Genomic DNA, 26,448 nt, shown 5'->3' on the forward strand with positions numbered 1-26,448 from the left:
ATAATTCCCGGTGGCCGTCAGATGGTCATCGGGGTTCCGTTCATCTGGCTGTTCCTGTTCTTCATGCTGCCGTTCTTCATCGTCCTGAAGATCAGCTTCGCCGAAGCGGACGTGGCCATTCCGCCGTACACCGAGATCTACAGCTACATCGACCAGAAGCTGCAGGTGCTGCTCAACCTGGGCAACTACGCCATGCTGGGGGACGACGAGCTGTACATCGCCGCCTACCTCGGCTCGCTGAAGATGGCGTTCTTCAGCACCATCCTCTGCCTGCTGATCGGCTACCCGATGGCCTATGCCATCGCCAGTGCCCGCAAAGAGCTGCAGACCGTGCTGGTGCTGCTGATCATGATGCCGACCTGGACCGCGATCCTGATCCGCGTCTATGCCTGGATGGGCATCCTCAGCAACAACGGCCTGCTCAACGGCTTCCTGCTGTCCATGGGTTGGATCAACGAGCCGCTGCAGATCCTCAACACCAACATCGCGGTGTACATCGGCGTGGTCTATTCCTACCTGCCGTTCATGATCCTGCCGCTGTACGCCAACCTGGTGAAGCACGACACCAGCCTGCTGGAGGCCGCTGCCGACCTGGGCTCGAGTACCTTCAACAGCTTCTGGAAGATCACCGTGCCGCTGTCCAAGAACGGCATCATCGCCGGCTGCATGCTGGTGTTCATCCCGGTGGTGGGCGAGTTCGTGATTCCGGAACTCCTGGGCGGCCCGGAAACCCTGATGATCGGCAAGGTGCTGTGGCAAGAGTTCTTCAACAACCGTGACTGGCCGGTGGCGTCCGCCCTGGCGGTGGTGATGCTGGCGATCCTGATTGTGCCGATCATCCTGTTCAACCGCAGTCAGGCCAAGGAAATGGAGGGCAAGGAATGAAGCGCTTCAGTTTCTCCAGCCTGATGCTGGTGTTGGGCCTGTTGTTCATCTACCTGCCGATGCTGATCCTGGTGATCTACTCGTTCAACGCCTCGAAACTGGTGACCGTTTGGGGCGGCTGGTCGATCAACTGGTACGTCGGCCTGCTGGATAACACCCAGCTGATGGGCTCGGTGGTGCGTTCCCTGGAGATCGCCTGCTACACCGCGGTGGCGGCGGTGGCCCTGGGCACCCTGGCGGCGTTCGTGCTGACCCGGATCACCCACTTCAAGGGGCGCACCCTGTTCGGTGGCCTGGTGACCGCGCCGCTGGTGATGCCCGAGGTGATCACCGGTCTGTCGCTGTTGCTGCTGTTCGTGGCCATGGCCCAGGCTGTGGGCTGGCCGCAGGAGCGCGGCATCGTCACCATCTGGATCGCCCACACCACGTTCTGCGCGGCCTATGTGGCGGTGGTGGTGTCGGCTCGCCTGCGCGAGCTGGACCTGTCCATCGAAGAGGCGGCCATGGACCTGGGCGCGCGGCCGTGGAAGGTGTTCTTCCTGATCACCATCCCGATGATCGCGCCCTCGCTGGCGGCTGGCGGCATGATGTCCTTTGCCCTGTCCCTGGATGACCTGGTGCTGGCCAGCTTCGTTTCCGGCCCGGGTTCCACCACCTTGCCGATGGAGGTGTTCTCGGCGGTGCGCCTGGGGGTCAAGCCGGAGATCAACGCCGTGGCCAGCCTGATCCTGCTGGCGGTGTCCCTGGTGACCTTCCTGGTCTGGTTCTTCAGCCGTCGCGCCGAAGAATCCCGCAAGCGCGCGATCCAGCAGGCCATCGAAGAAAGCGCCGCCGACTCGTGGAAGCAGCCGGACGTGCGCCGAGCCCAAGCGCCGGAAGCGGTCTGACCTCAGGTTCGCAACACCTCAGGTTCGCAATAAAAAACCTCGCCCCGTAACCGGGAGCGAGGTTTTTTATTGCCTCATGCCGCCTGTTTCGCCGTAGGAGCCGGCTTGCCGGCGAAAGCGTTCGCGAGATGCACGCCAGGCTTGCAAGCCTCTTCGCTGGCAAGCCAGCTCCTACGGGGCGGGGTGCTCAGGGGCGGCGCGCCGGCAGCAGCTTCAGGGTGCTGCGGGTATTGGCGGTGACTTCCTCGTCGCTGAAGTGAGCCTGTTGGTAGACGCCTTCGATGTAGGCCTCGGCCTGGTCGTCGTAGTGCTTGTCGAACAGCACGCCGCTCTGGCCCACCGGGTTGATGGTCAGGCTGTGGGCCGGGTCGGCGAAGTCGATGATGCGTCGGGTCGAGGGACCGTAGACCACCGACCAGGGCGCCGGTCCGATCTTGGCGGTGAGGTTGTTCGGCACCTCATGGCTGCCGGGAGCGTCCAGGGGGCCGACGTTGAATACCCGGTCCAGAGGCTTCTGCATCCCCAGGGGATGGCCGTGGGTCAGGGTGTGGGCGCTGCCCCAGCGCCACTGGGCCGGGTTGGCGCCGAGGGTCAGCCGCAGGTGGTCGATGCTGGCGCGCCAGGCCACCCTGACCGTGTCGGCCCGGCTTTCGCGCTGTGGCGTGGTGCGGTTGTCCCACCAGGGCGAGTCGGGATCGGCCGCCAGCCGGGGCAGGGCGGCATCCACCACCCGGGCCTGGATCAGCGCGTCGAAGTAGGCGTCACCGAGTTTTTCATGGAAGGTGGCGTTGGCCAGCTCGAACAGGAACTGGTTGAACAGGGTGGCGCTGGTGGAGTCCAGCGGGTAGTCGCCCTGCCACTTGGCCAGTTGCTCCACCAGCTTCAGTTCCTCGGGGTCGCCGACCACGTCCCGCAGCACGGGCAGCAGCGGTGCCAGCAGGCGCGGCCCGTAGGCGGTGGTCGTGCCCAGCTGCAGCTTCTGGGTGTTTTCCAGGTCCCATTTCACGCTCTTGTCGCTGAGCTGGCGATCCAGTTGCTGGCCGCGGTCGGCGAGGTTGTAGTAGCCGGGAATCTCCATGCCGGTAGGGGAAACCGGTTGGAAATTGGCCGAGACAATGTAGCCCCGGGCCGGATTCTCTTCCTGAGGGTTGGCACTGAAGGGATAAAAGCCTTCCTTGTCGGCCATGGCCGTGCTGCCGTCGAGCATGAACGCCGGCTTGGCCCCGGCCGGGCGTTTGGGCAGCAGCGCCGCCGCCCACCAGCCGATATCGCCCTTGGCGTTGGCCCAGATGATGTTGAGACCGGGGGCATGGACCTTGGCCGCCGCAGCGCGGACCTTGGCCAGGGTGTCGGCGCGGTTGAGCTGGTAGAAACCGTCGAGGATCGGGTTCGGGGTTTCCAGGAAACCCCACCACATGGCCACCGGGGCCTTGCCCACGGTGGTGCCGAGCATGTCGTTGATGATCGGTCCGTGGGGCGAGCGGCGCAGGGTCAGGGTGACCGGGGCCTGGCCCTTGACCGCAATCTGCTGCTCGCTGCTGATCAGGTCGACCCACTGGTCACGAAACCAGACCTGATTGGCGTTCTGCGGGTTGACCTTCTCGGCGATCAGGTCGAGATCGTCGTTCTGGAACATGGTCAGGCTCCAGCCGAAATCCAGGTTGTGGCCCAGGAAGGCGAAGGGCACCAGGGCCTGATGATGGCCATAGAGCTCGAAGCCCGGCGCCGACAGCTGCGCCTCGTACCACACCGACGGCAGGGAATAGCGGATGTGCGGGTCGCCGGCCAGCAGGGGGCGGCCGCTTTTGGTCCGCGTGCCGGCCACGGCCCAGGCGTTGCTGCCTTCGAATTGCGGCAGTCCGGCGTCGCTCAGGGCATCCTGGCTCAGGCGCGAGATCCGGCCCAGGTCCTGCCAGTCGACCGCGGCCAGGGGCAGCGCCGGTTGCGGCTTGCCCTTGGCCAGCACGCCCTTGGGCTGCCAGTCGAGGTCGAAGACTTTCAGGTAATCGTTGCCCAGCTGATCGCGGATGTAGGTCAAGAGCGGTTCGGTGCGAAAGGCCATGGCGAAGCTGTAGGCCATGAAGCCGGCGACGCTGACCGTGTCCTCGGCGGTGAACGGCCGCTTGTGGATGCCCAGGGCATCGAACTCCATGGGGCTGGCGTGGCTGTCCTGATACTGGTTGATGCCGTCCAGATAGGCTTCCAGGGCCTTCCACGCCGGAGACTGGCGGTCGAGGCCGGCCACGTAGCTGTCGGCGCGCTCGCGGATGCGCAGGCTGCGGAACAGCTTGTCGGTGTCCAGCAGCTTGGGGCCGAGGACTTCTGCCAGCTCGCCCCGGGACAGGCGGCGCAGCATTTCCATCTGGAACAGCCGGTCCTGGGCGTGGACGTAACCCAGGGCGCGATACAGGTCGGCTTCGTTTTCCGCACGGATGTGCGGGACCCCGCGCTCGTCGTAGCGCACGGTCACCGAGCCCTGCAGGCCACGGATTTCCACCTGGCCCTGACGCGTCGGCTGCTTGCTGTACAGATAACCGGCGGCACCCGCCAGCAGGGCGAGGATCAGAACGGCGACCAGAGTCAGGCTGCGTTTCATGCGGGCTCCTTGCTGTTGTTGTCAGTGCCGCCTTGAGAGCTGCAGAGATTTAGCACAAGTCTTGGGCCTCGGGCAGGAGGAGGTCCTTGAATAGTCGCGAATGCCCTAGTGGGTACTGGCCGGCCAGGGACAATAGCAGCCTACCGCCAGGGTATGGGTGGCATTGATCTGGCGATCGCTGGCCAAGGCCTGGAGGATGGGTTCGATGAAGCTGTTGCTGGAATTGCAGGTCAGGCCTTCGCTGTAGGGCCCGAAGTAGGCCAGCTTGCCGTTGCGATCCCAGATCGCCACCGCCGGACTGGCGGGGATCTGTTCGGCGCCGGGCAGGTGGTCGAGGGGCTTCAGGGCGCTCAGGGTCGCGGGCAACTGGCCGTGACTGCCGGGTTTCTGCACCGAATAGAACTCCACGCCTTGCGAGCCGTAGGTGGCGATCAGTTCGGCCAGGTGCTGCTGATTGCCGACGTTGCAGGGGCAGGCCGGATCCCAGAAGTGCACCAGGCGAATGGCGCCAGGGCCGGCCAGTTCGGCGGGCAGTTGCAGCGGGTCGCCGGAAAATACCGCGGTGTGTTCACTGAACGCCCGCAGATAGCGCCCCTGGAACCAGTCGTAGGCGCTCCACAGCACAACGGCGCACATCAGGACGAGCAGGCTGGCAAGCAGGGGCGTGCGGTAAGACTGGCGCATTAAGATCGGTCCTCGAAGGTCGCGTAGCTTGCCATGCTTGTCGCGACAGATGAATATCGCAGGCCCAGAAAGCCCGTTTTGTCTCAATGCCCTCCGTTTTGGAAAACCCCATGTCCGTGAACTTCGACCCCGACCATCTGCGTGCCAGCCTGCAACCCCTGGTGGCCGGGCAGCCCTTGTCGGCCGAGGCTCAGGCCTATCAACGCTTCTACGGGCTGGACTTTGCCGGACGGGCGCTGGTGCCCCGCAGTCGCCTGGGCCGTATCCAGGTGGACGACTACGAGGTGGTCTGCCAGGTCTGGTGGCCGGAGCAGCCGCGGGCGACGCTGTTTCTGTTCCACGGCTTCTACGATCACATGGGCTTGTACCGGCATGTGATCGAATGGGCGCTGCAGCGCCGCTTCGTGGTGATCTCCTGCGATCTGCCAGGGCATGGCCTGTCCAGCGGCGAGCGCGCCAGCATCGATGACTTCGCGGTGTATCAGCGGGTGCTGCAAGGCCTGTTCGGCGAGGCCCGGGCCCTGGACCTGCCCCAGCCCTGGCACCTGTTCGGGCAAAGTACCGGCGGCGCCATCATCATGGATCACCTGCTCAACCAGGGCGCCGAGAGTCCGGCCCAGGGGCGGGTAGTGTTGCTCTCGCCCCTGGTGCGGCCGCGGGCCTGGGGCTGGTCGATGCTCAGCTACTACGTGCTGCGGCCCTTCGTCACTGGCATTGCCCGACGCTTCAGCGAGAACTCCAATGACCCGGATTTCCTTGCCTTCCTCCAGGCTGACCCCTTGCAACCGCAGCGCTTGCCAACGGCCTGGGTGGGGGCGCTGTCGCGCTGGATCAAGCGCCTGGAAGCGGCGCCACACAGCTCCAGGCAGCCGCTGATCGTCCAGGGCGACGCGGACATGACCGTGGACTGGCAGCACAACCTGCAGGTGATACGCGGCAAGTTCGCCGCGCCCGAAATCCTCATGCTGGCGCAAGCGCGGCACCACCTGGCCAATGAAATTGCGTCATACCGCGACCAGTATTTCGCCTTTCTTGACCGGTATTTCTGAGTCGCCGCGGCGACCGCCCGCGAGCGTTGCGTGCAGCAGCAATCTGCTGCGCGGCCCTGGGCAGTCGCTACGAGGGGGCTTTGCGTGCCGGGCTCAGGGGGCGAGGCTGGAGGTGCTCTGGCCGACCGCCAGGCCGGCGCGAATCGCTGCCAGGGCCGCCTGGTAGTAGGCCTTGCCTTCGCTGGATTCGGCGAAGGTGGCGAACTCTTCGAGTTCGGTGTCGGACAGATCCCGATAGACGTAGAGCAAGGTGTTGTTCAGGTCGTTGCCGATCTGCTGCATCAATCGCTGGCGCTGGCCATTGAGCATGCCCTGGGCCTGGCCGCCTCCCAGCAGTCCGGGAATCATCTGGCTCAGGCTGTCGGCGGCGACCCCGGCAATCGCCAGGCTGACTTCCGCCCCGGCTTCCTTGGCCGGCAGGGCCTGGGCCAGGTGGCCGATGATCAACTGGCGGGTGTCGCTGGCCTGCATCTTGGGCAGGCCCTGGGCGTTCTTGGCCAACTGGTCGCGACGGGTGGCCAGCAGTTCGGCGGCAACGATCTTGCGTCCCAGGGGCGATTGGAAGAAAGCCAGGGCCGGTGCGGGATCGGCCAGGTGCTGGCGCAGTTGGGCTTCGGCACGGCGGTCCACGGCCTGGGGCGCAAAGCGCTGATTGCTGTTGTCCACCAGGGCCTGGTAGACCGCTGGCGGCAAGCTGTTCTGGTAGCGCTGCTGGGCGGCGCTGAGGGCATCGTTGAAATGCGCGCGCTGTTCCGGCCAACCGGCGACCTTGTACAACTGGTCGTGGCTGTCTGCCCAGGCAGGCAAGGCGCAGAACATCAACAGTGAGAAAAGCAAACGGCGCATAAGGACTCCTGTCAGCAGGCGACTATTCTCCGGGGCAAGGCGATGGTTGTCGAGAATTCGTATCAGGATCGCCAGCTAAAGTCATGAGTGGAAAGTGCATTGGAAAAAAATGCTCGATCCTCCGCTCTGCGGCTCTGTCAGATTTATCTGATGCTGGATACTATGCGCGCCATGCAAATACCCTCTGATCATCCGCTGTTGTTGAACATTGTCGACGACCTGGCCACCCGTGGCTGGTCGCAGCAAAATGTCTTTCTGTCCGAGGCTCTGACCCTCGAACTGGCGGCTGAGTGCCGTAAACGTGCACTCGAAGGTGAACTGGCGCCTGCGGCGGTGGGGCGTGGCCCGGCCCAGGAAATACGCGAGGCGATTCGCGGTGACCATATCCAGTGGCTCGAGCCCGGTCAGGCCGAGGCCAGCGATACCTATCTGGGGTTGATGGACAGCCTGCGCGAGGCCCTCAATCGCGGCCTGTTCCTGGGGCTGGAGGACTTCGAGTGTCACTTTGCGATGTACCCGCCAGGGGCTTTCTACAAACGCCATGTGGACCGTTTTCGCGACGATGACCGGCGCATGGTGTCGGCGGTGATCTACCTCAATGAACAGTGGCTGCCCGAGCATGGCGGGCAGTTGCGCATGTACCTCAATGACCAGGGGCAATACGACGTGGTCCCCGTCGGGGGCCGGCTGGTGGTGTTTCTTTCCGGCGAGGTGCCCCATGAAGTCCTGCCCGCGACCCGGGAACGCCTGTCCCTGACCGGTTGGTTCCGGCGTCGTGGCAACGAGCCGTTCTGAACATGCACAAGATCCTGGTCAGCCGCTGCCTGTTGGGCCACCGCGTACGCTACGACGGCGGCGCCAGCGGGCCGTTCGATCAACTGGCCGCCTGGCTGCAAGAGGGGCGGGTGGTTGCGCTCTGTCCGGAAGTGGCCGGTGGCTTGCCGACGCCACGGGCGGCGGCGGAGATTCCCGGTGGTCAGGGCGGCGATGTGCTTGCAGGGCGGGCACCGGTGATGACCACGGAAGGCGACGATGTCAGCGCCCAGTTCCTCTCGGGGGCGCGCCAGGCGCTGGAGCTGGTGGAACAGCACGGGATTCGCGTTGCCGTGCTCAAGGCCAACAGCCCATCCTGCGGCAACCTGCTGACCTACGACGGCACCTTCAGTGGGGTCAAGGTCTCGGGAGAGGGCGTCACCGCGGCGTTGCTCAAGCAGCACGGCGTGCACGTCTTCAGTGAGTTGCAACTGTCCGAAGCCGCCAGCGCCCTCGCCGCATTGTCCTTGTAGCCGCTGCCGAGCCCCGGCGAGGCTGCGAAAAGGCTCGCAGAGCCTTGCCTGGCGGTCTCTCGCCGACCTCTAGCGGGCAAATCCCTGCGTCCCTTCGGGCCGTTCGCAGCCTGCGGCAGCGGCTACAGGTCAATCCGGCAGGTTGTGTCGTTTACTGCCCGGCGTCGCTCTTGGGCGGTTTGCTGGCATCCATGCCGAACCATTTTTCCGACAGGGCCATCAGCCGACCATCGGCCTTGATCCGCTGCAGGGCGCTGTCCAGGCTGGCCTGGAACGCCGGGTTACCTTTCTGGAACGGAATCGCCAGGCTCAGGGTCGGCCCCACCTTGGCCCCTTCCTTCACCGGTAGGCGGCTGTCGCGAATGGCGTAGGGAATCAACAGGCGATCACTGATGGCGGCGTCGATCTGTTTGTCCGCCACGTCCTTGATCGGCTGCTGGGCATCGGCATAGCTGCGCAGGTTGATCCCTTCCACGGTGCGCGCCTGGTCGACGAACTGGCTGCCCTGAGCCACGCCCAGGGCCTGGCCGCGCAGGGCCTGCAGGGAAAACAGCGGGCGCTGCTCTTCCTTGCGCACGATCAATTGGGCGCTGGAGTAGCTGTAGGGTTCGCTGAAATCGAAACGATCCTTGAGTTCCGGGGTCACTGCTATGTGGTTGATGGCCACGTCGAAGCGGCCGCTTTCCACACCGGGCAGCAGTTCGGCGGCAGCCGTCACCACGAAGTCCGGGCGCACATCCAGTTCACTGGCCAGCAACTGTCCCAGCTCCACCTCGAAACCGGTGAGTTTGCCGTCATCCTTGAAGTTGAAGGGTGGCGCATTGGCTTCCAGGGCGATGCGCAGTTCCCCGCGGTCATTGATGTCGTCCATCAGTTCGGCTTGAGCGTAAGTGCTCACAAGGGGCAGCAAAAGTATCAGGCCAGGCAGGAAACGCATGGTCACTCCTTGAATTTATATGAGCGATGCGCCGTTCAGGCTCGCTTTGCTAAGGTGTTGAGTGCCTTCGACAACGAATCGCCACGAAGTTGTCATAACCGTAAAAGAATTGCGGAAAAACTGGAGAAGATAATGAAAATTTTTATGTCTCGTGCGGCCCTGGCCGGGCTGTTGCTTGGTGCCTCGATGCTGGCCGGCGCAGCGGAAATACCGCGGACTGCAGCCCCCGCCGGCGCCAAGGTGTTTATCGTTTCTCCCGCTGACGGGGCCGTTGTGGACAAGACCTTTACCGTCAAGTTCGGCGTTGAGGGCATCGCCCTGGCCCCAGCCGGCGATCAAACCGCCAACACCGGCCACCATCACCTGTTGATCGACGTCGACCAGCTGCCGGCGGAAAACCTGCCGATCCCGATGGACGCCAACCACCTGCACTTCGGCAAGGCCCAGACCGAAACCGAAGTGACCCTGACTCCCGGCAAGCACACCCTGCAACTGGAGCTGGGAGACAAGAACCACGTGCCGTTCGACCCGGTCATCGTCTCCAAGAAAATCACAGTGACAGTGAAATAATCGTAAATACCGCGCAAAAAAAGGGAGCCTTGAAAGGCTCCCTTTTTTGTCCGGCTGGCTGCGAGTCAGAGCGGGCTCTGGCTTGCAGCTTGAAACTGCTCTTAGAACAGCACGCGGCAACGGATGGTGCCGTTGATGTGCTGCAGTTTCTCTTGCGCCAGGTCCGAGTACTCGGCGTCGACGTCGATCACCACGTAGCCGACCTTTTCGTTGGTCTGCAGGAACTGACCGGAGATGTTGATGCCGTTTTCGGCGAAGACCTTGTTGATCTCGCTCATCACGCCCGGGATGTTCTCGTGGATGTGCAGCAGACGGTGCTTGCCAGGGTGGGCCGGCAGCGCCACTTCCGGGAAGTTGACCGAGGACACCGAGGTGCCGTTGTCGCTGTACTTGACCAGCTTCTCTGCCACTTCCAGACCGATGTTGGCCTGTGCTTCAGCGGTGGAACCGCCGATGTGCGGAGTCAGGATCACGTTGTCCAGGCCGCGCAGCGGGCTCTCGAACTCTTCGTCGTTGGAACGCGGCTCGACCGGGAAGACGTCGATGGCCGCGCCGATCAGGTGCTTGTCCTTGATCGCGTCCGCCAGGGCGTCCAGCTCGACCACGGTGCCACGAGCGGCGTTGATCAGGATGCCGCCCTTCTTGATGGCGCGAATTTCCTTCTCGCCGATCATCCACTGGGTGGCCGGGGTTTCCGGTACGTGCAGAGTGACGATGTCGGACATGCCCAGCAGTTCGTGCAGGTTGCCCACTTGGGTCGCGTTGCCCAGCGGCAGCTTGGTCACGGTGTCGTAGAAGAACACCTGCATCCCCAGGCCTTCAGCCAGGACCGACAGTTGGGTACCAATGGAGCCGTAACCGACGATACCCAGCTTCTTGCCGCGGATTTCGAAGGAGTTGGCCGCGCTCTTGATCCAGCCGCCACGGTGGCAGGAAGCGTTTTTCTCGGGGATGCCGCGCAGCAGCAGGATGGCCTCGGCCAGTACCAGTTCGGCGACCGAACGGGTGTTGGAGTAAGGCGCGTTGAACACCGCGATGCCGCGCTCGCGAGCGGCGGACAGGTCAACCTGGTTGGTGCCGATGCAGAAGCAACCCACTGCGACCAGTTTCTTCGCGTGGTCGAAGATCTCTTCGGTCAGTTGAGTGCGGGAGCGAATGCCGATGAAGTGTGCATCGGCGATCTTTTCCTTGAGCTGGGCTTCCGGCAGAGAACCGGTGAGGTACTCGATGCTGGTGTAGCCGGCGGCCTTGAGGACGTCGACAGCGGATTGGTGGACGCCTTCGAGGAGAAGGAACTTGATCTTGCTCTTATCGAGAGAAGTCTTGCTCATCTGCGTAAACCTGTGTCCCGGAGAAAAATGGCAGGGAAATGGACAGCTTGAGCTGACCTGGACGGCATGCAACCGCCACCGCGGGAAGGCCCTTGGGCACTCTCCTGCGGGGGCGGTATGCTAGCATACGCGCCCCGCTAAACACTCATTCCTGCGACGTGAAGCGTTCTCAGGATGACCATGAATTGTTCGAGAGTTCTGTCGATGACCAATCCTGCCCTGATTGATGAACTGAAGACCCTGGTTGAGCCTGGCAAGGTGCTGACCGACGCTGACTCCCTGGAAGCTTACGGCAAGGATTGGACCAAGCATTTCGCCCCGGCCCCCACGGCCATCGTGTTTCCCAAGACCATCGAGCAGGTTCAGGCCATCGTGCGCTGGGCCAATCAGCACCGGGTGGCCCTGGTGCCTTCCGGCGGACGTACCGGCCTGTCGGCCGCCGCCGTGGCAGCCAATGGCGAAGTGGTGGTGTCTTTCGACTACATGAACCAGATTCTCGACCTGAACCTGACGGATCGCACGGCGGTGTGCCAGCCGGGTGTGGTCACCGAGCAGTTGCAGAACCTGGCGGAAGAAAACGGCCTCTACTACCCGGTGGATTTCGCTTCCGCAGGTTCCAGCCAGATTGGCGGCAACATCGGCACCAATGCCGGTGGAATCAAGGTCATTCGCTACGGCATGACCCGCAACTGGGTGGCCGGCATGAAAGTGGTGACCGGCAAGGGCGACCTGCTGGAACTGAACAAGGACCTGATCAAGAACGCCACCGGCTACGACCTGCGCCAGCTGTTCATCGGTGCGGAAGGCACGCTGGGGTTCGTGGTCGAGGCCACCATGCGCCTGGATCGGGCGCCGAAGAACCTCACCGCGATGGTGCTCGGCACCGCCGACTTCGATTCCATCATGCCGGTGCTGCACGCCTTCCAGAGCAAGCTTGATCTGACCGCCTTCGAGTTCTTCTCCGACAAGGCCCTGGCCAAGGTCCTAGCCCGTGGCGACGTGCCGGCGCCATTCGAATCCGAATGCCCGTTCTACGCGCTGCTGGAATTCGAGGCCACCACCGAGGAGGTGGCCAACCACGCCCTGGAAACCTTCGAGCACTGTGTCGAGCAGGGCTGGGTCCTGGACGGGGTGATGAGCCAGAGCGAAACCCAGCTGCACAACCTGTGGAAGCTGCGCGAGTACATCTCCGAAACCATCTCCCACTGGACACCCTACAAGAACGACATCTCGGTCACCGTGTCGAAAGTCCCGGCCTTCCTCCAGGAAATCGACGCCATCGTCGGCAAACACTACCCGGATTTCGAAATCGTCTGGTTCGGCCACATCGGCGACGGCAACCTGCACCTGAACATCCTCAAGCCGGACAACCTGAGCAAGGACGAGTTCTTTGCCAAGTGCGCCACGGTCAACAAGTGGGTGTTCGAAACCGTCGAGAAGTACAACGGTTCGATTTCCGCCGAACACGGCGTGGGCATGACCAAGCGTGACTACCTGACCTACAGCCGCTCGCCGGTGGAGATCGAGTACATGAAGGCGGTCAAGGCGGTGTTCGATCCCAACGGCATCATGAACCCGGGCAAAATCTTCGCCGTTTGAGCGTAAGCGGCACCCTGATGAAGCACACAAGCAGGAGTCGGTAATGAGCTATCAGCACCAGTATGTCGACGGTACCCGGATTCATTTTCCGGTAGGCAAGTTGGTATGCATCGGCCGCAACTACGCCGAGCACGCCAAGGAGTTGGACAACCCGGTTCCTACCGAACCCCTGCTGTTTATCAAGCCGGGCAGTTGTGTGGTGCCGCTGGAAGGGGGGTTCGCCATTCCCACCGAGCGTGGCTCGGTGCACTACGAAGCGGAGATCGCGGTGTTGATCGGCAAGCCGCTGTCCACCCAGCCCAGCCGCGAAGAGGTGCTGGACGCCATCTCCGGTTTCGCCCCGGCGCTGGACCTGACCCTGCGGGACAAGCAGGCCGAGCTGAAGGCCAAGGGCCTGCCGTGGGAGATCTCCAAGTGCTTCGATGGGGCGGCGGTCCTCGCGCCCTTCGTGGTAAGCAGCAGCTTTGCCGACCTGACCGACATCGGCATCCGCCTGACCATCAACGGCGAAGTGCGTCAGGACGGTAACAGCAGCGTCATGCTCAATCCCATCGTGCCAATGATTCAGTACATGGCCGGTTGCTTCTCCCTGCAGGCCGGCGACGTCATTCTCACCGGCACACCGGTGGGGGTTGGTCCACTGAATGTCGGTGATGAGCTGGTGCTGGAGCTGCCGGGCGTCAGCCGTTTCACCAGCAGCGTCCGTTGATCTGAAGCGCTCTGCGCTGTCCCTCTAATCCAGGGCGCGGCGCAGAGAGCTCAGCGAGCTTTAACCGGTTTTTCACATTTACTCCGGATAATTCCGATGTTTATGGTTCGCGGATCCGAAATTCGTGTGCTATTACCATTGGCCGAGCTTCTGGAATCTGTGTGATGGACGCCCACTCCCTACCCAAACCTCACCCCATCCACCGCCTGCGTTTGCGCATGCGCTGGTACTCCTGGCTGCTGCTGGCCGGCGTGATCTGCTATGGCGTTGCCAGTGTCATGCACTGGGATGATCGTGGCGCGCTTTGGGTTCAGGAAGGTTTTGTCAGCAACGCCGAGCGCGACGCCAGCGTCTGGCTGCCCAGCTACCGGGCGGTCATCGATGCCAAGGCCCTGCCGGGGATGGAGCGCGATGAAGCCTCCGACCTTGCCTACAATCCGCAAACCAAAACCCTGTTTTCAGTGATGGGCAAGAATCCGTTCCTGGTGGAGCTGACCCTGCAAGGCGACGTCCTGCGCAAAATGCCGCTGGTGGGTTGGAGCAATCCGGAAGGGGTGGCGGTCCTGGAAAACGGTCTGCTGGCGATCGTTGATGAGCGCCAGCACTCGCTGGTGATCGTCAAGGTCGATGCCAACACCCAAGCGCTGAACATCGCTGATTTCCCCCAATACGACCTGGGCCCTTCGAAAGACCAGAACAAGGCGTTCGAAGCCATCGCCTGGAACCCGCGCAAGCAGCAACTGCTGCTGGGCGAGGAGCGTCCTCCGGCGCTGTTCACCTGGAACAGCGATGGCAGTCAGGTGCTCAAGGGCGACAAGCAGAAGCTGGCCAGCGACGAACTCGACCTGCGCAACCTGTCGGCCCTGGGCGTCGACCCACGTACCGGTCATGTGTTGGTGCTGTCCGCCGACTCCCACCTGCTGCTGGAGCTGGACGAGCAGGGCGAGCAAGTCAGCTTCATGGCCCTGCTCGGTGGCTTCAACGGCTTGAAGAAAACCATTCCCCGGGCCGAAGGCGTGGCCATGGATGAAGCCGGCAACCTGTACATGGTCAGCGAACCCAATCTGTTCTACCGCTTCGAGAAACAGTGAATCCCGGGCTCGGCGCCCGAGCCGGGCCGTCCCGCGGCATTAAGCTTGAATTCAGTCGGCTGTGATATTTCATTCGCCTGTCCTGATTTCGAGCCTGCCCGCCATGTATCGCCTGACCCGTCTGCAACCCCTCTACCTGATTCTCGGCCTGATGGCCGTGCTGCTGGCGGCGTTTGTCCACAACCACCGGTTGTGGCAGCGCGCCTGGTTCGACTGGCAAGCCTACTGGCAGGTGGCGGCCCCTGAATCGCTGGGGCTGGGCGACTATCGGGCGGTGCTGGAGGCGCAGCCGATCAAGGGCCTGGACGAAGTCTCGGCGCTGACCTACGACCCCTTGCGCAATAGCTTGTTTACCGTGACCAACAAGAATGCCGAGCTGGTCGAGCTGTCCCTGGACGGTCAGGTCCTGCGGCGCATCGCCCTGGTGGGCTTCGGCGATCCGGAGGCGGTGGAGTTCATCAGCGCCAATACCTACGTGATCAGCGACGAGCGTCAGCACCGGCTGATCAAGATCCAGCTGGATGACGAAACCACCGTGGTGGATGCGGCAGAGGCCGAGCAGATAACCCTCGGCGTGCACCTCTCGGGGAACAAGGGCTTCGAGGGGCTGGCTTACGATTCAAAGGGCCAGCGGTTGTTCGTCGCCAAGGAGCGCGACCCGATGCTGATCTATGAAGTACAGGGCTTTCCCCATCACGATCCGGAAAAATCCTACGGCGTGCACGTGCTGAATAACCCCAAGCGCGATGCCGGACTCTTTGTGCGTGATCTCTCCAGCCTGCAATACGACGAGCGCAGCGGCCATCTGCTGGCCTTGTCGGACGAGTCGCGGTTGGTGGTGGAGCTGGACGTGGACGGGCGCCCGCTCAGCACCCTGGCCCTGGGGCGGGGCCGCCAGGGTTTGAGCAAGGCGGTGCCCCAGGCCGAAGGAATCGCCATGGATGACGCCGGCAGCCTGTACCTGGTGAGCGAGCCGAACCTGTTCTACGTCTTCAAGAAATCGACCCAATAGACGCTGGCGGGTGCAGGAGCGGGCTTGCCAGCGAAGCGGCTCAAGAGCGCCTTCACCCGCCCGCTGGCTCCTACGCCCGGCCGGCTCAGGCCTTGAGGGTTTTCACCCCTTCAGCGGTGCCCAGCAGCAGTACATCGGCAGGGCGTGCGGCGAACAGGCCATTGGTGACCACGCCGACGATGGCGTTGATCTGGCTTTCCAGTTCCACCGGGTTGGTGATCTGCATGTTGTGCACGTCGAGGATGATGTTGCCGTTGTCGGTGATCACGCCTTCGCGGTACACCGGGTCGCCGCCCAGTTTCACCAGCTCACGGGCCACGTGGCTGCGGGCCATCGGGATCACTTCCACCGGCAGCGGGAAGTTGCCCAGCACCGGCACCAGCTTGCTGGCGTCGGCGATGCAGATGAAGGTCTTGGCCACGGCGGCGACGATCTTTTCCCGGGTCAGGGCGGCGCCGCCACCCTTGATCAGGTTCAGGTGCTCATCGCTTTCGTCGGCGCCATCGATGTAGAACTCCAGATCGCTCACGGTATTGAGTTCGTACACTGGAATGCCGTGGCCCTTGAGGCGTGCGGCGGTGGCTTCGGAGCTGGCCACGGCGCCGTCGAAGGCACCCTTGTGCAGGGCCAGGGCATCGATGAAGCAGTTGGCGGTGGAGCCGGTGCCGACCCCGACGATGCTCTTGTCATCGAGTTTCGGGAGGATAAGGTCGACGGCGGCCTGGGCGACAGCCTGTTTGAGTTGATCCTGGGTCATGCGGGCTCCGAAGCGGGCAAGGGGGGCACAAAGGCCGGCATTATAGGCGCCGCGGCAGATCAGGTCATTGCCCGTTTGGCTAATCGGCCGGGGTGGACGGGCCGTTCGCATGGTGGGGAAGGGGTGGCGAGGGCGCCGGCTAAAACCTCGGTATTCGTGTGGTCGCCCGGGCAAACGCTGGGTTAGACTCCTTGGCCCTGCCCAACCCGCTCAGTGATGCTTTCCGATGCTCGAACAGTACGTCAAGAAGATCCTCACCTCGCGCGTTTATGACGTTGCCGTAGAAACCCCATTGCAGACTGCCCGCCAGCTCTCCGAGCGGCTGGGCAATCAGATCTGGCTCAAGCGCGAAGACTTGCAGCCGGTGTTCTCGTTCAAGATCCGTGGCGCCTACAACAAGCTGACCCAGCTCAGCGACGCCGAGCGCGCCCGTGGCGTGGTCACCGCGTCGGCCGGCAACCACGCCCAGGGCCTGGCCCTGGCGGCCAAGGTGCTGGGGGTCAAGGCCACCATCGTGATGCCCAAGACCACCCCGGAGATCAAGGTCGAAGGCGTGCGCTCCCGTGGCGGCAAAGTGGTGCTGCACGGCGATACCTTCCCCGAGGCGCTGGCCTATTCGCTGAAGCTGGTGGATGAAAAGGGCTACGTCTACATCCACCCCTACGATGATCCCCACACCATTGCCGGGCAGGGCACGGTGGCCATGGAGATTCTGCGCCAGCACCCGGGGCCGCTGGACGCGATCTTCGTTCCGGTCGGTGGCGGCGGGCTGATTGCCGGCATCGCCGCCTATGTGAAGTACCTGCGCCCGGAGATCAAGGTGATCGGCGTCGAGCCGGACGACTCCAACTGCCTGCAGGCGGCCATGGCCGCGGGCGAGCGTGTGGTGCTGCCGACCGTGGGGATCTTTGCCGACGGCGTGGCGGTGGCGCAGATCGGCCAGCACACCTTCGATATCTGCAAACACTATGTGGATGAAGTGATCACGGTCAGTACCGATGAGATCTGCGCCGCAATCAAGGATATCTACGACGATACCCGCTCGATCACCGAACCTGCCGGGGCCCTGGGAGTGGCCGGGATCAAGAAGTACGTCGAGCAGCGTGGCATCAGCGGGCAGACCCTGGTGGCCATCGATTCCGGGGCCAACGTCAACTTCGACCGCTTGCGCCATGTGGCCGAGCGCGCCGAGCTGGGTGAGGGCCGTGAAGCCATCATCGCCGTGACCATTCCCGAGAAGCCGGGCAGCTTCAAGGCGTTCTGCGAGGCGGTGGGCAAGCGCCAGATCACCGAATTCAACTACCGCTACAACACCGGCAGCGAAGCGCACATTTTCGTCGGGGTGCAGACCCACCCGGAAAACGATCCGCGCAGCGCCCTGATCGCCAGCCTGACCGAGCAGGGCTTTCCGGTGATCGACCTGACCGACAACGAACTGGCCAAGCTGCATATCCGCTACATGGTCGGTGGCCATGCCGAGAAGGTCAGCGACGAAGTGGTGCTGCGCTTCGAGTTCCCGGAGCGTCCGGGTGCGCTGTTCAACTTCCTCAACAAGCTGGGCGGGCGCTGGAACATTTCGATGTTCCACTATCGCAACCATGGCGCGGCGGACGGCCGGGTGGTGGCCGGCCTGCAAGTGCCGGCCGAGGAGCGTCACCTGGTGCCGGCGGCCCTGGAGCAGATCGGTTATCCGTACTGGGATGAAAGCGACAACCCGGCGTACCAGCTGTTCCTGGGCTGAACGACTACGCTGAGGAACGGAGCCTTAAGGAAGCGAGAACATGGAAACACTGACCACGCTGAAGACGCTTCATGTACTGGCCACGGTGCTGCTGTTGGGCAGCGCCCTGGGGCTGGCGATCTGGGTCTGGCGCCTGCGTCGCCAGGGCGATGCCACGGTTTACAGCCGGGTATTGCAGCGTCCGGGGCTGTTCGGCTGGTTGCTGCTGGCCATCGGACTGCTGAGCCTGCCGTTCAGTGGCTGGTGGATGGTGCATCGGGTGGGCTGGCCGCTGGGCCAGGCCTGGCTCCTGGGCTCCAGCGTGCTCTATACCCTGGGTGCCCTGGCCTGGCTGTGGCTGATGGTGCGACTCAATCGCCTGCGGCGGGCCAAGGCCGCCAGCGGCCTGACCTTCACCCTGGTGCTGGCGGTGTTCAGCCTGGTGTGTTTTGTCGCCATTGCCGGCCTGATGGGCGCCAAGCCGGTCTGATCCCGGCGTGAACCTTAAGGATTGCCATGAAGGTTGTTCTGGTGGGGGCCACAGGGTTTGTCGGCCGCCATCTGCTGGCGGCTCTGCACGCCGCCGGCCATCAGTTGATCGCCACCAGTCGTTATCCACAGCCGCGCGGCCTGCCGGGGGTGGAATGGCGACAACTGGACCTCGATCGCCTGGGGCATGAGCCCCAGCCCTTTGTCCTGCCCGCCGATACCGATGTGCTGATCAATGCCGCCGGGTTGTTGAGCACCGATGCCCGGGCACTGACCCTGACCCAGGACCTGGGCACGCGTGCCCTGTTCGATCTGGCGCAGGCCCGTGGCGTGCGGGTGCTGCAGATTTCCGCATTGGGTGCCGGCACCCAGCCCCATGTGCCATTTCTGGCCAGCAAAGCCGCGGCGGATGATTACCTGCTGCGCTCGGGTATTGCGGCCGTGGTGCTGCGGCCGTCGCTGGTGCTTGGCGCCGGCGGTGCCAGCAGCGGCTGGCTGGCGAAGATGTCGCCCTGGCCGCTGCTGGGGTTGTTGTCCACCCAGGCGCAGATGCAGCCCCTGCATGTCGAGGACTTGAGCGCGGCGGTGCTGGCGCTGCTCAGGCAATGGCCGCAGGAATCCATGGTCCTGCCCCTGGTCGGCCCGGAACGCCTGACCATGGCGCAGTTGCTGGATCGCCTGCGGGCGGCCCAGGGCTGGGCCCCGGCCCGTTACTTCCAGTTGCCTTCGATCCTGCTCAGGCTGGCGGCTGGCGCCGGTGATCGCCTGGGCTGGCGCGCCTTGAACCGACAAAGCCTGGCCATGGCCCGCACTGACAACCTGGCCGATCCGGAGGTGCTGGCTTCGGTCTGCGGTTATCACGCGGCGCCCCTGGCGGCCCGCCTGCAGGACTGGCCGCAGGCGGCGCAAAGCACCCAACTGGCCCTACGGCCGTTGCTGCTTGCGGTGATGGTGTTGATCTGGCTGGGCACGGCGCTGGTGTGCATCGGCCCGGGCTACGATTGGGGCCTGCGGATCATGGCCGAGGCCGGCGTACAGGGCGTCTGGGCGGCGCTGGCGGTGATCGCGGGCTCGCTCTGCGACGCCGTGCTGGGTGTCGGCCTGCTGCTGCGACGCTGGCGCCGTCGGGCCTTGCAGGCACAGTTGGGGCTGATGCTCGGCTACACCCTGATCATCAGCCTGATCCTGCCGCATTTCTGGTTTGACCCTTATGCCGCCGTGGCCAAGAACCTGGTGCTGATGGTGGCGACTCTCTGGCTGTTGTGGACCGAACCCCGTCGATGAGCGCTTATCTGCTGTTGAAAACCCTGCATATCCTGTCCTCGACCGTGCTTTTCGGCCTCGGTGCCGGCTCGGCCTATTACGCCTTGCGGGCCTGGCGCAGCGGCCGGGTGGAAGTGATTGCCGTGACCTTCAAGCACCTGGTGTTCGCCGATTGGGCCTTTACCGCCACCACGGCGGTGTTCCAGCCGTTGAGCGGCCTGGGACTGGTGCACCTGGCGGGCTGGCCGATCCAGCAGGCGTGGCTGCTGTGGAGCCTGGGGCTGTATGTGGTGGCCGGGCTGTGCTGGCTGCCGGTGGTCTGGTTGCAGATCCGGGTGCACAAGATGGCTGAGCAGGCATTGCATGACGGGGTGCCGATGCCGATCCGGGCCAACCTTTATATGCGCTGGTGGTTCGCCCTGGGCTGGCCGGCGTTTCTGGCCTTCATGGTGATTTTCTACCTGATGGTGGCCAAGCCGGTGTAGGGCCTGTCGCTGGCAAGCCGGCGAATGCAGCCGGCTCGCCGACGAGTTGGTCAATCGCGCAGGCTGATGACCTGCCATCCGCGTTTCTCGGCTTCGGCCCGCAGGTTCGGGTCAGGATCGACGGCCACCGGGTTGCTGACTTGTTCCAGCAGCGGCAGGTCATTCATCGAGTCGCTGTAGAAGTAGCTGTCTTCCAGGTCGTGGCCGGTTTCTTCCAGCCAGCGCTTGAGGCGGATTACCTTGCCTTCGCGGAAACAGGGCACGTCGGTGCTGCGCCCGGTGTAGCGGCCCTCATGCATCTCGCATTCGGTGGCGATCAGGTGTTCGACCCCCAGGCGCTCGGCGATCGGTGCGGTGATGAAGCGATTGGTGGCGGTGATGATCACCAGCTTGTCGCCGGCCTCGCGGTGCTGATCCAGCAGCGCTTGGGCCTTGGGCAGGAGGATGGGCTCGATGCAGTCGCGCATGTAGTCGCGATGCCATTGTTCGAGCACGGCCATTTCGGTGCGGCCGAGGATTTCCAGGCAGAAGTTCAGGTACGCGGCGTTGTCGAGTTGGCCGGCCAGGTAGTCCTGGTAGAACTCGTCGTTGCGGGTCTTGTAGGCGACGGCGTCGAGGAAGCCCCGCTCGCACAGGTAGTCGCCCCAGGCGTGGTCGCTGTCGCCGCCAAGAAGCGTGTTGTCCAAGTCGAATAAAGCCAGGCGCATTGCAGTTACTCACTGAAAAGTCGCGGAAAAAGGTGCCCAGAATACGGTCTTTTCACAAGAGTGCACATAAGCTAAGCAGCCTCGTTGCTGCATTCCCAAGCTTTGTGGAACAATGCGGCGACATGCGTTTGCGAGGTTGTAGCCGTGATCGACCCCGATGGTTTCCGCCCCAATGTCGGGATCATTCTGACCAATGATGCCGGACAGGTGCTATGGGCTCGCCGTATCAATCAAGATGCCTGGCAGTTTCCTCAAGGCGGGATCAACCCCGACGAGACGCCGGAAGACGCCTTGTATCGCGAGTTGAACGAAGAAGTGGGGCTGGAGCGCGAAGATGTGCAAATTCTCGCCTGCACCCGGGGCTGGTTGCGCTATCGTTTGCCGCAGCGTCTGGTCCGAACGCACAGCCAGCCGCTGTGCATCGGCCAGAAACAGAAATGGTTTCTCCTGCGCCTGATCTCCAACGAGCAGCGGGTGCGGATGGATTTGACCGGTAAACCGGAATTCGATGGCTGGCGCTGGGTCAGTTATTGGTATCCGTTGGGCCAGGTGGTGACATTCAAGCGCGAAGTGTATCGCCGCGCTCTCAAAGAGCTTGCCCCGCGCCTTTTAGTGCGCGACTGACGACGGAGTTCGACCCCGAGCCATGCTCAATACGCTGCGCAAGATCGTCCAGGAAGTTAACTCCGCCAAGGATCTCAAGGCGGCGTTGGGGATTATTGTATTGCGCGTCAAAGAGGCCATGGGCAGCCAGGTCTGCTCGGTCTATCTGCTGGACCCGGAAACCAACCGTTTCGTGCTGATGGCCACCGAGGGCTTGAACAAGCGCTCCATCGGCAAGGTCAGCATGGCCCCCAACGAAGGCCTGGTAGGCCTGGTGGGCACCCGGGAAGAACCCCTCAACCTGGAAAACGCCGCCGATCACCCGCGCTATCGCTACTTCGCCGAGACCGGTGAAGAGCGTTATGCCTCGTTCCTGGGGGCTCCGATCATCCACCACCGTCGGGTGGTCGGGGTGCTGGTCATCCAGCAGAAGGAGCGTCGCCAGTTCGACGAGGGCGAAGAAGCCTTCCTGGTGACCATGAGCGCCCAGTTGGCCGGGGTAATTGCCCATGCCGAGGCCACCGGTTCGATCCGCGGCCTGGGTCGCCAGGGCAAGGGTATTCAGGAAGCCAAGTTCGTCGGCGTGCCCGGTTCACCTGGTGCCGCGGTGGGCAGCGCGGTGGTGATGCTGCCGCCAGCCGACCTGGACGTGGTGCCGGACAAATACATCACCGACATCGATGCCGAGCTGGCGCTGTTCAAGACCGCGCTGGAAGGAGTGCGCGCCGATATGCGCGCGCTGTCGGAAAAACTCGCCACCCAGTTGCGCCCGGAAGAGCGCGCGCTGTTCGACGTCTATCTGATGATGCTCGACGACGCTTCCCTGGGCAGCGAAGTGAAGACCGTGATCAAGACCGGGCAATGGGCCCAGGGCGCCTTGCGCCAGGTGGTCACCGATCACGTCAACCGTTTCGAATTGATGGACGACGCCTACCTGCGCGAGCGCGCCTCGGACGTCAAGGACCTGGGGCGCCGACTCCTGGCCTACCTGCAGGAAGAACGCCAGCAGACCCTGGTCTATCCCGACAACACCATCCTGGTCAGCGAAGAACTGACCCCGGCCATGCTCGGCGAAGTGCCCGAAGGCAAGCTGGTGGGGCTGGTGTCGGTGCTGGGTTCGGGCAACTCCCACGTGGCGATCCTGGCCCGGGCCATGGGTATTCCCACGGTGATGGGCCTGGTGGACCTGCCGTATTCCAAGGTCGACGGCATCCAGATGATCGTCGACGGCTACCACGGCGAGGTCTACACCAACCCCAGCGAAGTGCTGCGCAAGCAGTTCGCCGATGTGGTCGAAGAAGAGCGGCAACTGGCCCAGGGCCTGGACGCCTTGCGCGATCTGCCGTGCGTGACGCCGGATGGGCACCGCATGCCGTTGTGGGTCAACACCGGTCTGCTGGCCGACGTGGCCCGAGCGCAGAAGCGCGGGGCCGAGGGCGTTGGCCTGTACCGCACCGAAGTGCCGTTCATGATCAACCAGCGCTTCCCCAGTGAAAAAGAGCAGTTGGCGATCTATCGCGAGCAACTGGCGGCATTCCATCCGCAACCGGTGACCATGCGCAGCCTGGACATCGGCGGCGACAAGTCGCTGTCGTATTTCCCGATCAAGGAAGACAACCCCTTCCTAGGTTGGCGCGGCATCCGTGTGACCCTCGACCACCCGGAAATCTTCCTGGTGCAGGCCCGGGCCATGCTCAAGGCCAGCGAGGGCCTGAACAACCTGCGCATCCTGCTGCCGATGATTTCCGGCATCCACGAGCTGGAGGAGGCCCTGCACCTGATTCACCGGGCCTGGGGCGAAGTGCGTGACGAAGGCACCGACGTGCCCATGCCTCCGGTGGGGGTGATGATCGAGATTCCGGCGGCGGTGTATCAGACCCGGGAGCTGGCGCGCCAGGTGGACTTCCTCTCGGTGGGCTCCAACGACCTGACCCAGTACCTGCTGGCGGTGGACCGCAACAACCCGCGGGTCGCCGACCTCTACGACTACCTGCACCCGGCAGTGCTGCAAGCCCTGCAGAACGTGGTGCGCGATGCCCATGCCGAAGGCAAGCCGGTGAGCATCTGCGGCGAGATGGCCGGCGATCCGGCGGCCGCGGTGCTGCTGATGGCCATGGGCTTTGACAGCCTGTCGATGAACGCCACCAACCTGCCGAAAGTGAAGTGGATGCTGCGCCAGATCAGCCTGAGCAAGGCCAAGGAACTGCTGGACGAGATGATGACCATCGACAACCCGCAAGTTATCCACAGCTCGCTGCAACTGGCCCTGAAGAAGCTCGGGTTGGCGCGGATGATCAATCCGGCTTCGAGCAAGACCCTGTAATCGCGGCGTTTTCTTCGCCGGCAAGTCGGTTCCTGCAGGAGCCTTCTTGCCGGCGAACGCTTCAGAGCTTCAGCTCAACCTCCCCCAGATGCCCGCCATAAGGGCCAAAGCTGCGTTCGACCAGATGCCGCGAGCCGTCGGCGTTGACGATCAGCGCGGTGCTGGCCCGTGTGCCGTAGCTGGGGCTGGCGATGAATACGCTGGACAGCAGGCTTTCCGTGGCCAGCCCCACCCCGGTGTCCGGCAACTCGGCGAAGGGTGCAGTCTGCGGATCGCTCAAGAGCGCCAGCAGCGCCTGGGGCTTGGGGTCATCCAGCACTTCTTGCAGCGCCGCTCTGGCCTTGAGCAGTTTTGGCCAGGGCGTGTCGAGCCCGGCATTGGACAGGCCGTAGACGCCGGGCTGGAGCAATTGGGGCTCCAGGTCCTGGGCGTTGTAGTGCCACAACTGATCGCCGGTGCCCAGCAGCAGGTTGAAACCGGCGTACTCCACCGAACGGCCGACTACATCGCGCAAGTAATCTTCCAGGGGTATGCCTCCGGCGAGAAAGCGCGCCACCAGTTCGCCCCGGGAGCGCCGCGCGGGCGGTTGGTGCGGGTTGCGGATGTTGGTCAGGGCGGCAAATCGCCCGTCGGCACCAACCCCAAGCCAGGTGCCGCCTGCCTCCAGGTCACGTCCGGCGTGGATCTGCGGCGACTCGGGCCATTGCCCTAGGGGCAGGCTGGGGCGAGCGTAGAACTCGTCACGGTTGGCCGCGACGATCAGTGGCTGGGCGTGGCCCGGCCGCCAGGCGAAAACGATCAAGCACATTGAGGTGGCCCCCTGGGTGTTTTTGCTCACTCTACGCACACAACCCCGGGGTATCCATCGCCATCCAGTGGAGTCCGGGGCGGCGCATCCGTTACCATGCCGCTCTCATTTTCGGATGCTCCCATGGAATTTCTGCTCTATCTGCTGTTGGGCGCCTGTGCGGGCGTGCTGGCCGGGCTGTTCGGCGTGGGCGGCGGGATCATCATCGTCCCGGTGCTGGTGTTCAGTTTTACCCTGCAAGGCTTCGATGCCTCGGTACTGACCCATCTGGCGGTCGGCACCTCCCTGGCCAGCATCATCTTCACCTCGGTCAACGCGGTTCGTGAGCACCATCGGCGCGGCGCGGTACGTTGGCCGATCTTTGCCTGGATGGCCGCAGGCATCCTGCTGGGGGCCGGCTTCGGTGCGCTGACGGCGGAAGCCATTTCCGGCCCGCATCTGCAGAAGATCATTGGCGTCTTTGCCCTGCTGGTGGCCCTGCAGATGACCCTGGAACTCAAGCCCAAGGCCAGTCGCCAGGTGCCCGGCAAATTGGGCCTGGCCGCGGCCGGCGGGGTGATCGGTTGGGCCTCGGCGATCTTTGGCATCGGTGGTGGCTCGCTGACCGTGCCGTTTCTCACCTGGCGCAGCGTGCCGATGCAACAGGCGGTGGCCACCTCTTCGGCCTGTGGCCTGCCCATCGCCCTGGCCAGTGCCTTAAGTTTCATGATTCTGGGCTGGCATGATCCGCTGCTTCCGGCTCATAGTCTCGGCTTCGTGTATTTGCCGGCGCTGTTGGGCATTGCCCTGACCAGCATGGTGTTCGCCCGTATCGGCGCGCGCCTGGCCCATAGATTGTCGCCGCGCCTGTTGAAGCGGATGTTCGCCGCGCTACTGTTTTGCGTGGGCATCAGCTTCCTGTTCTGAGTGACGACGCAATCCTGGCTTAATCCCGGTCTGGCAGTTTGCCCGGGAATCTTTGAGTTCTAACCCTGACGAGGAGTCGCAATGCTGCCTTACCCGCAGATTGATCCGGTGGCCCTGGCCATCGGCCCGCTGAAAATCCACTGGTACGGCCTGATGTACCTGATCGGCATCGGCGGTGCCTGGCTGCTGGCCTCGCGCCGGCTGAACCGTTTCGATCCGACCTGGAGCAAGGAGAAGCTCTCGGACATGGTGTTCTGGATGTCCATGGGGGTGATCGTCGGCGGCCGTCTGGGTTACGTGCTGTTCTACGACCTGAGCGCCTACCTGGCCAACCCGACCCTGATCTTCGAAGTGTGGAAGGGCGGCATGTCGTTCCATGGCGGTTTCATCGGGGTGATGCTGGCGGCCTGGTGGTTCGGCAAGCGCAACAACAAGAGCTTCTTCGAGCTGATGGACTTCGTCGCGCCGATGGTGCCGATCGGCCTGGGCGCCGGGCGGATCGGCAACTTCATCAACGCCGAGTTGTGGGGCAAACCCACCGATGTGCCCTGGGCGATGATCTTCCCGCCGTTCAGCGATCCGGCGCAGTTGCCGCGTCACCCGTCGCAGCTGTATCAGTTCGCCCTGGAGGGCGTGGCGCTGTTCCTGATTCTCTGGCTGTTCTCGCGCAAACCGCGGCCGACCATGGCGGTTTCCGGTATGTTCGCGCTGTTCTACGGGATCTTCCGTTTCATCGTCGAGTTCGTCCGGGTGCCGGACGCGCAGCTGGGCTACCTGGCGTGGAACTGGCTGACCATGGGTCAGGTTCTGTGCGTGCCGATGATTCTCGGCGGCCTGGGGCTGATCTGGCTGGCTTATCATCGCGCTCCGGCCCAGAGCGCGGCGCAATAAATTCGAACCCCGGG

Annotated in this window: 26 protein-coding genes; 18 read left to right on the top strand and 8 right to left on the bottom strand. The window is 63.6% G+C overall.

The annotated features are described in order from the left end of the window. Positions 1-3: 3 nt before the first annotated feature. Both ACMGG8_RS05435 and ACMGG8_RS05440 read left to right on the top strand, forming a co-directional pair. Complete coding sequence (locus ACMGG8_RS05435) at positions 4-885, top strand: ABC transporter permease subunit (protein WP_414159920.1); 882 nt, start codon at positions 4-6, stop codon at positions 883-885. Further along, a complete protein-coding gene (locus ACMGG8_RS05440; RefSeq protein ID WP_060841603.1) occupies positions 882-1,772 on the top strand; it encodes an ABC transporter permease subunit in 891 nt (296 codons plus the stop codon). Before ACMGG8_RS05435 ends, ACMGG8_RS05440 begins: the two co-directional genes overlap by 4 nt. 187 nt (positions 1,773-1,959) lie before the next feature. Here the strand turns inward: ACMGG8_RS05440 and ACMGG8_RS05445 are convergent, their stop codons facing one another. Together ACMGG8_RS05445 and ACMGG8_RS05450 are read right to left on the bottom strand one after the other, a co-directional pair. Beyond that, positions 1,960-4,368, bottom strand: a complete 2,409-nt coding sequence (locus ACMGG8_RS05445; protein ID WP_108545043.1) for a penicillin acylase family protein — start codon at positions 4,366-4,368, stop codon at positions 1,960-1,962. A gap of 105 nt (positions 4,369-4,473) precedes the next feature. Further along, complete coding sequence (locus ACMGG8_RS05450) at positions 4,474-5,052, bottom strand: DUF6436 domain-containing protein (protein WP_060844908.1); 579 nt, start codon at positions 5,050-5,052, stop codon at positions 4,474-4,476. 110 nt (positions 5,053-5,162) lie between these two features. On the opposite strand from ACMGG8_RS05450, the gene ACMGG8_RS05455 reads away from it, so the two are divergent. Next, positions 5,163-6,101, top strand: coding sequence for an alpha/beta hydrolase (locus tag ACMGG8_RS05455; RefSeq protein ID WP_414159276.1), 939 nt, complete (start codon positions 5,163-5,165; stop codon positions 6,099-6,101). Between the two features lie 93 nt (positions 6,102-6,194). Here ACMGG8_RS05455 and ACMGG8_RS05460 read toward each other — a convergent pair whose 3' ends face one another. Beyond that, entirely contained in the window at positions 6,195-6,947 is a 753-nt protein-coding gene (locus tag ACMGG8_RS05460) for a DUF2059 domain-containing protein (protein WP_016963463.1), read from the bottom strand. 162 nt (positions 6,948-7,109) lie between these two features. On the opposite strand from ACMGG8_RS05460, the gene ACMGG8_RS05465 reads away from it, so the two are divergent. Together ACMGG8_RS05465 and ACMGG8_RS05470 are read left to right on the top strand one after the other, a co-directional pair. Next, positions 7,110-7,742 carry a 2OG-Fe(II) oxygenase gene (locus tag ACMGG8_RS05465; RefSeq protein ID WP_060844906.1) on the top strand — a complete coding sequence of 211 codons (633 nt, stop codon included), beginning with the start codon at positions 7,110-7,112 and terminating at the stop codon, positions 7,740-7,742. A gap of 2 nt (positions 7,743-7,744) precedes the next feature. After that, positions 7,745-8,233: a DUF523 domain-containing protein gene (locus ACMGG8_RS05470; RefSeq protein WP_414159277.1), complete on the top strand. Its 489-nt coding sequence runs from the start codon at positions 7,745-7,747 to the stop codon at positions 8,231-8,233. Between the two features lie 151 nt (positions 8,234-8,384). Here ACMGG8_RS05470 and ACMGG8_RS05475 read toward each other — a convergent pair whose 3' ends face one another. Beyond that, the gene (locus ACMGG8_RS05475; protein ID WP_060841597.1) at positions 8,385-9,170 is read right to left on the bottom strand and encodes a transporter substrate-binding domain-containing protein; all 786 of its coding nucleotides are present in this window, start codon (positions 9,168-9,170) and stop codon (positions 8,385-8,387) included. Positions 9,171-9,302: 132 nt separating this feature from the next. Between ACMGG8_RS05475 and ACMGG8_RS05480 the strand changes: the two genes are divergently transcribed. After that, a complete protein-coding gene (locus ACMGG8_RS05480; RefSeq protein ID WP_060841596.1) occupies positions 9,303-9,740 on the top strand; it encodes a DUF4399 domain-containing protein in 438 nt (145 codons plus the stop codon). 101 nt (positions 9,741-9,841) lie between these two features. Here the strand turns inward: ACMGG8_RS05480 and serA are convergent, their stop codons facing one another. After that, positions 9,842-11,071: a phosphoglycerate dehydrogenase gene (gene serA / locus ACMGG8_RS05485; protein WP_016963474.1), complete on the bottom strand. Its 1,230-nt coding sequence runs from the start codon at positions 11,069-11,071 to the stop codon at positions 9,842-9,844. 204 nt (positions 11,072-11,275) lie between these two features. Here serA and ACMGG8_RS05490 point away from each other — a divergent pair, with 204 nt between their 5' ends. From ACMGG8_RS05490 to ACMGG8_RS05505, 4 genes are all read left to right on the top strand, one after another. Next, positions 11,276-12,670: an FAD-binding oxidoreductase gene (locus ACMGG8_RS05490; protein ID WP_060841595.1), complete on the top strand. Its 1,395-nt coding sequence runs from the start codon at positions 11,276-11,278 to the stop codon at positions 12,668-12,670. Positions 12,671-12,713: 43 nt separating this feature from the next. Continuing rightward, positions 12,714-13,379: a fumarylacetoacetate hydrolase family protein gene (locus ACMGG8_RS05495; RefSeq protein WP_414159278.1), complete on the top strand. Its 666-nt coding sequence runs from the start codon at positions 12,714-12,716 to the stop codon at positions 13,377-13,379. Positions 13,380-13,543: 164 nt separating this feature from the next. Continuing rightward, entirely contained in the window at positions 13,544-14,470 is a 927-nt protein-coding gene (locus ACMGG8_RS05500; protein ID WP_414159279.1) for an SdiA-regulated domain-containing protein, read from the top strand. Positions 14,471-14,573: 103 nt separating this feature from the next. Next, positions 14,574-15,482, top strand: coding sequence for an SdiA-regulated domain-containing protein (locus tag ACMGG8_RS05505; protein WP_060841592.1), 909 nt, complete (start codon positions 14,574-14,576; stop codon positions 15,480-15,482). 85 nt (positions 15,483-15,567) lie between these two features. On the opposite strand, the gene rpiA is transcribed toward ACMGG8_RS05505, so the two are convergent. Continuing rightward, entirely contained in the window at positions 15,568-16,239 is a 672-nt protein-coding gene (rpiA, locus tag ACMGG8_RS05510) for a ribose-5-phosphate isomerase RpiA (protein WP_016963479.1), read from the bottom strand. 226 nt (positions 16,240-16,465) lie between these two features. Between rpiA and ilvA the strand changes: the two genes are divergently transcribed. The 4 genes from ilvA to ACMGG8_RS05530 are packed head-to-tail and all read left to right on the top strand — an operon-like array spanning position 16,466 to position 20,196. Continuing rightward, positions 16,466-17,980 carry a threonine ammonia-lyase, biosynthetic gene (ilvA, locus tag ACMGG8_RS05515; protein ID WP_060841591.1) on the top strand — a complete coding sequence of 505 codons (1,515 nt, stop codon included), beginning with the start codon at positions 16,466-16,468 and terminating at the stop codon, positions 17,978-17,980. Positions 17,981-18,020: 40 nt separating this feature from the next. Further along, a complete protein-coding gene (locus ACMGG8_RS05520) occupies positions 18,021-18,449 on the top strand; it encodes a DUF2269 family protein (protein WP_060841590.1) in 429 nt (142 codons plus the stop codon). 26 nt (positions 18,450-18,475) lie between these two features. Next, the gene (locus ACMGG8_RS05525) at positions 18,476-19,732 is read left to right on the top strand and encodes an SDR family oxidoreductase (RefSeq protein WP_414159280.1); all 1,257 of its coding nucleotides are present in this window, start codon (positions 18,476-18,478) and stop codon (positions 19,730-19,732) included. Next, positions 19,729-20,196, top strand: coding sequence for a DUF2269 family protein (locus ACMGG8_RS05530; RefSeq protein ID WP_060841588.1), 468 nt, complete (start codon positions 19,729-19,731; stop codon positions 20,194-20,196). Before ACMGG8_RS05525 ends, ACMGG8_RS05530 begins: the two co-directional genes overlap by 4 nt. Before the next feature lie 50 nt (positions 20,197-20,246). Here the strand turns inward: ACMGG8_RS05530 and ACMGG8_RS05535 are convergent, their stop codons facing one another. Then, positions 20,247-20,903, bottom strand: coding sequence for an HAD family hydrolase (locus tag ACMGG8_RS05535; RefSeq protein ID WP_060841587.1), 657 nt, complete (start codon positions 20,901-20,903; stop codon positions 20,247-20,249). Positions 20,904-21,047: 144 nt separating this feature from the next. Here ACMGG8_RS05535 and ACMGG8_RS05540 point away from each other — a divergent pair, with 144 nt between their 5' ends. Both ACMGG8_RS05540 and ptsP read left to right on the top strand, forming a co-directional pair. Then, positions 21,048-21,527, top strand: coding sequence for an RNA pyrophosphohydrolase (locus tag ACMGG8_RS05540; protein ID WP_011064073.1), 480 nt, complete (start codon positions 21,048-21,050; stop codon positions 21,525-21,527). 22 nt (positions 21,528-21,549) lie between these two features. Beyond that, complete coding sequence (gene ptsP / locus ACMGG8_RS05545; protein ID WP_060841586.1) at positions 21,550-23,829, top strand: phosphoenolpyruvate--protein phosphotransferase; 2,280 nt, start codon at positions 21,550-21,552, stop codon at positions 23,827-23,829. 61 nt (positions 23,830-23,890) lie between these two features. Here ptsP and ACMGG8_RS05550 read toward each other — a convergent pair whose 3' ends face one another. Next, positions 23,891-24,637 (bottom strand): NRDE family protein, encoded by a 747-nt coding sequence (locus tag ACMGG8_RS05550; protein ID WP_414159281.1) that lies wholly within the window; start codon positions 24,635-24,637, stop codon positions 23,891-23,893. Positions 24,638-24,760: 123 nt separating this feature from the next. On the opposite strand from ACMGG8_RS05550, the gene ACMGG8_RS05555 reads away from it, so the two are divergent. Further along, positions 24,761-25,543 carry a sulfite exporter TauE/SafE family protein gene (locus ACMGG8_RS05555; protein WP_060841584.1) on the top strand — a complete coding sequence of 261 codons (783 nt, stop codon included), beginning with the start codon at positions 24,761-24,763 and terminating at the stop codon, positions 25,541-25,543. Between the two features lie 81 nt (positions 25,544-25,624). Further along, the gene (gene lgt / locus ACMGG8_RS05560; RefSeq protein ID WP_016967543.1) at positions 25,625-26,434 is read left to right on the top strand and encodes a prolipoprotein diacylglyceryl transferase; all 810 of its coding nucleotides are present in this window, start codon (positions 25,625-25,627) and stop codon (positions 26,432-26,434) included. Positions 26,435-26,448 lie beyond the last annotated feature (14 nt).

The sequence above is a fragment of the Pseudomonas sp. BNK-45 genome (assembly GCF_047456255.1).
GTDB lineage: Bacteria > Pseudomonadota > Gammaproteobacteria > Pseudomonadales > Pseudomonadaceae > Aquipseudomonas.

Coding starts and splice junctions, on each gene's coding strand:
- ptsP (WP_060841586.1), top strand. CDS start 21,550: ATGCTCAATACGCTGCGCAAGATCGTCCAGGAAGTTAACTCCGCCAAG.
- ACMGG8_RS05440 (WP_060841603.1), top strand. CDS start 882: ATGAAGCGCTTCAGTTTCTCCAGCCTGATGCTGGTGTTGGGCCTGTTG.
- ilvA (WP_060841591.1), top strand. CDS start 16,466: ATGCTCGAACAGTACGTCAAGAAGATCCTCACCTCGCGCGTTTATGAC.
- ACMGG8_RS05530 (WP_060841588.1), top strand. CDS start 19,729: ATGAGCGCTTATCTGCTGTTGAAAACCCTGCATATCCTGTCCTCGACC.
- ACMGG8_RS05520 (WP_060841590.1), top strand. CDS start 18,021: ATGGAAACACTGACCACGCTGAAGACGCTTCATGTACTGGCCACGGTG.
- ACMGG8_RS05555 (WP_060841584.1), top strand. CDS start 24,761: ATGGAATTTCTGCTCTATCTGCTGTTGGGCGCCTGTGCGGGCGTGCTG.
- ACMGG8_RS05450 (WP_060844908.1), bottom strand. CDS start 5,052: ATGCGCCAGTCTTACCGCACGCCCCTGCTTGCCAGCCTGCTCGTCCTG.
- ACMGG8_RS05465 (WP_060844906.1), top strand. CDS start 7,110: ATGCGCGCCATGCAAATACCCTCTGATCATCCGCTGTTGTTGAACATT.
- ACMGG8_RS05470 (WP_414159277.1), top strand. CDS start 7,745: ATGCACAAGATCCTGGTCAGCCGCTGCCTGTTGGGCCACCGCGTACGC.
- ACMGG8_RS05535 (WP_060841587.1), bottom strand. CDS start 20,903: ATGCGCCTGGCTTTATTCGACTTGGACAACACGCTTCTTGGCGGCGAC.
- ACMGG8_RS05445 (WP_108545043.1), bottom strand. CDS start 4,368: ATGAAACGCAGCCTGACTCTGGTCGCCGTTCTGATCCTCGCCCTGCTG.
- ACMGG8_RS05475 (WP_060841597.1), bottom strand. CDS start 9,170: ATGCGTTTCCTGCCTGGCCTGATACTTTTGCTGCCCCTTGTGAGCACT.
- ACMGG8_RS05480 (WP_060841596.1), top strand. CDS start 9,303: ATGAAAATTTTTATGTCTCGTGCGGCCCTGGCCGGGCTGTTGCTTGGT.
- ACMGG8_RS05495 (WP_414159278.1), top strand. CDS start 12,714: ATGAGCTATCAGCACCAGTATGTCGACGGTACCCGGATTCATTTTCCG.
- ACMGG8_RS05505 (WP_060841592.1), top strand. CDS start 14,574: ATGTATCGCCTGACCCGTCTGCAACCCCTCTACCTGATTCTCGGCCTG.
- ACMGG8_RS05500 (WP_414159279.1), top strand. CDS start 13,544: ATGGACGCCCACTCCCTACCCAAACCTCACCCCATCCACCGCCTGCGT.
- ACMGG8_RS05490 (WP_060841595.1), top strand. CDS start 11,276: ATGACCAATCCTGCCCTGATTGATGAACTGAAGACCCTGGTTGAGCCT.
- rpiA (WP_016963479.1), bottom strand. CDS start 16,239: ATGACCCAGGATCAACTCAAACAGGCTGTCGCCCAGGCCGCCGTCGAC.
- ACMGG8_RS05460 (WP_016963463.1), bottom strand. CDS start 6,947: ATGCGCCGTTTGCTTTTCTCACTGTTGATGTTCTGCGCCTTGCCTGCC.
- ACMGG8_RS05550 (WP_414159281.1), bottom strand. CDS start 24,637: ATGTGCTTGATCGTTTTCGCCTGGCGGCCGGGCCACGCCCAGCCACTG.
- ACMGG8_RS05455 (WP_414159276.1), top strand. CDS start 5,163: ATGTCCGTGAACTTCGACCCCGACCATCTGCGTGCCAGCCTGCAACCC.
- ACMGG8_RS05525 (WP_414159280.1), top strand. CDS start 18,476: ATGAAGGTTGTTCTGGTGGGGGCCACAGGGTTTGTCGGCCGCCATCTG.
- serA (WP_016963474.1), bottom strand. CDS start 11,071: ATGAGCAAGACTTCTCTCGATAAGAGCAAGATCAAGTTCCTTCTCCTC.
- lgt (WP_016967543.1), top strand. CDS start 25,625: ATGCTGCCTTACCCGCAGATTGATCCGGTGGCCCTGGCCATCGGCCCG.